General features: G+C 71.6%; 2 protein-coding genes and 1 tRNA gene. All 3 read right to left on the bottom strand.

The window, feature by feature from the left end:
- Positions 1 to 36: 36 nt before the first annotated feature.
- Positions 37 to 112, bottom strand: a tRNA-Asn gene (locus N864_RS21035).
- Between the two features lie 140 nt (positions 113 to 252).
- Positions 253 to 768 (bottom strand): hypothetical protein, encoded by a 516-nt coding sequence (locus tag N864_RS21040; protein WP_034722009.1) that lies wholly within the window; start codon positions 766 to 768, stop codon positions 253 to 255.
- Complete coding sequence (dnaG, locus tag N864_RS21045) at positions 768 to 2,684, bottom strand: DNA primase (protein ID WP_034722012.1); 1,917 nt, start codon at positions 2,682 to 2,684, stop codon at positions 768 to 770. The genes N864_RS21040 and dnaG overlap by 1 nt, the downstream gene beginning before the upstream one ends.
- Positions 2,685 to 2,827 lie beyond the last annotated feature (143 nt).

Below are 2,827 nucleotides of genomic sequence, written 5' to 3' on the forward strand. Positions count from 1 at the left end.
AAGGGCGGTCCCGATCGGGACCGCCCTTCGTCGTGCTGGCTCCCCCGGTTGGACTCGAACCAACAACCTGCCGGTTAACAGCCGGCTGCTCTGCCAGTTGAGCTACAGGGGATCGCTGCCGGGCAACCATAGCAAAGGAATCGGCCGAGCATTAAATCGGCAGGCACGCCCCTCGCGGGCCCGCCAGAGGGTCCTCGCGGGGGCCCTCGGAGAGACTCCGACCACCCACGCGGGCCGGGGTCGCCCCGGCCCTCAGCGGCCGACCTCCGAGCGCAGAACGTGCAGCCGCTGCTCCGCTTCGGCCCGCACCGACGGGTCGGTCAGGTCGGTGCCACGGCCGCCGATGATCTGCTCGAGCAGGCGCCCCGTGGCGAGGTCCTGGCGGATCACTACCCGCACGCGACGGCGGCTGGCAGTGCGGAACTCGTCGGCGAGCACGACGCTCGCCTGCACCCGCTCCCGAAGGCCCTGCTTGAACAGTGCGGACTCGCGGATGAGCCACTCGGCCGGGGGTTGCCCGTCGACCCACGTCACGGTGAGCCGGTCCGAGTCGGGGTGCCACGTCGCGCCGTCCACCTCGTGCCACGGCCGTCGCCACACGAGGTGCCAGTCGGCGTCCACGAACGCCAGCGAGTGGGTCGTCACGACGACGTGGCCGCCGCTCTGCTCGTCCTCGGCCCACGCGAGCAGCTGCTCCCCATGGCCGAGGGGGACCGCCTGGCGCAGCACGCCTGCCCGGCCCTCGCCCCGCCGTCGGAACAGTGGCATCAGCTCATCCCTTCCTTGATCGCGGCGAGCTCTCGCTGCAGGCCCTGGAGCGTGACTCCGAGCTCGCGCGACCGGTCGTGGTCGGGGCTCTCGGCGTGCTCGAGGCGCCGCAGCTCACTCATCGCGTCGGAGATCCGTCGGGTCAGGCTGATGGTGCGCACCCGGGCAAAGAGCTCCTCGACGTAGCGCGAGGTCGGCAGCCCGGTCAGCGGGTCCATCCGCGTCGGGACGGAGGCGACGGCGAGCTCGCTGATGAGCCCCGCGACGGCGGTCGGAGCCGCCTGCGTCACGCCGGACATCCACGCCTGCCCCGACGGCGAGCCACCCGCGGCATGCACCGTCCGGATCCCGTCGAAGACGGCCCGGTGGGCGGGCGCCGAGAACGACTCGGGCGTCAGCAGGTCGACGGCCCCGGGCCGCAGGACGCTCGGGAACTGGAGCAGCACCTGGAGCAGCTGCCGCTCCGCGGCGACGACGGGGTCGCGGGGATCAGGCATCGGCAGCTGCCCCTCCCCCGGGCCCGGCTCGGCCACCTCCTCGCAGGACGGCGTATGCCGCTCAGCCCGGTCGTCCTGGACCGTGACCTTGCCGGCGCGGCTGACCTCTCGGGCCACCTGCTCGACCTCGACCCCCAGCATGCCGGCGACCTCGCGCGTGTACTCGGGACGCAGGGACCGGTCGCGGATCGAGGCCACGATCGGTGCGACGGCCCGCAGTGCCTGCACCCGCCCCTCCGCGGTGCCGAGGTCGAACCGGTCGATTGTGGTGCGGACCGCGAACTCGAACATCGGGACGGCGTCCTCGATGAGGGCCGCGACGGCGGGGTCGCCCTCGAACTGGCGCAGCTCGCAGGGGTCCTTGCCGGACTTCTCGACCGCGACGAACGACTGCGATGCCCACTTCTGGTCGTCGCGGAAGGCACGCATCGCTGCCTTCTGCCCCGCCGAGTCGCCGTCGAAGGTGAAGACGACGCGAGCCGGTGCCACACCCGGCTCGTCACGCATCAGGCGGCGCAGGATCTGGATGTGGTCGGCACCGAAGGCCGTGCCGCACGTCGCCACGGCCGTCTCGACCCCGGCCAGGTGGCAGGCCATCACGTCGGTGTAGCCCTCGACGACGACGGCCCGTCGCTCGGCGGAGATCTTCTTGCGAGCGAGGTCGAGGCCGTAGAGCACGGACGACTTCTTGTAGATCGGCGTCTCGGCGGTGTTGAGGTATTTCGCCTCGATCCGGTCGTCGTCGAAGATCCGCCGCGCCCCGAACCCGATGGTGTCGCCCGTGATGTCGCGGATCGGCCACATGAGCCGGCCGCGGAAACGGTCGTAGAGACCGCGGCTGCCCCGGCCGGCGAGGCCGCCGATGACGAGCTCGTCGTCGCTGAAGCCCTTGCCCCGCAGGTGCCGGACGAGCTCCTCACCCCCACGAGGGGCGAAGCCGACGCCGAACTGCTTGACGTGTGCGCTGTTGAAGTCGCGGGCCCGCAGGAAGTCCCGGCCGGGGCGAGCGGCCTGGTGGTGCAGGAGCAGGTCAGTGTAGAACTCCTCGGCGACCCGGTGCGCCTCGACGAGTCGCGACCGCCGGCCGTGCGTCTCCTCCCGGGGGCGACCACCCCCGCCCTCGTAGCGCAGCTGCACCCCGAGCCGGTCGGCGAGCCGCTCGACGGCCTCGGTGAACGAGAGGTTCTCGACCTTCTGGACGAAGGAGATGACGTCGCCGCCCTCCCCGCAACCGAAGCAGTGGTAGAAGCCGGCGGCGGGGTTGATCCCGAAGGACGGGCTCTTCTCGTCGTGGAAGGGGCACAGCCCGACGAGGCGGGACCCGGACCGGCGCAGCGTGACGTGCTCGCGCACGATGTCCTCCAGCGAGGACCGCTCCTTGACGGTGGTGATGTCGTCGCTGTTGATCAGACCGGCCATGCCCCTCCTCTCACTGAACGTGAGTGTAGGTCGTCGCGGTGCATCCGCAGCGCGCGGACGCACAGGTTGCCCCGGGCGGGTCCTCCGGCACGGTCACGGGTGCTGCCGCTCCCGACGGTTCGCGACCGGAGTTTGCGCTCAGT

This window comes from Intrasporangium chromatireducens Q5-1, from assembly GCF_000576575.1.
Taxonomy (GTDB): Bacteria; Actinomycetota; Actinomycetes; order Actinomycetales; family Dermatophilaceae; genus Intrasporangium_A; species Intrasporangium_A chromatireducens.

Bases quoted from the DNA above. Each gene is read 5' to 3' on its own strand.
- N864_RS21040 (WP_034722009.1), bottom strand. From the start codon at position 768: ATGCCACTGTTCCGACGGCGGGGCGAGGGCCGGGCAGGCGTGCTGCGC.
- dnaG (WP_034722012.1), bottom strand. From the start codon at position 2,684: ATGGCCGGTCTGATCAACAGCGACGACATCACCACCGTCAAGGAGCGG.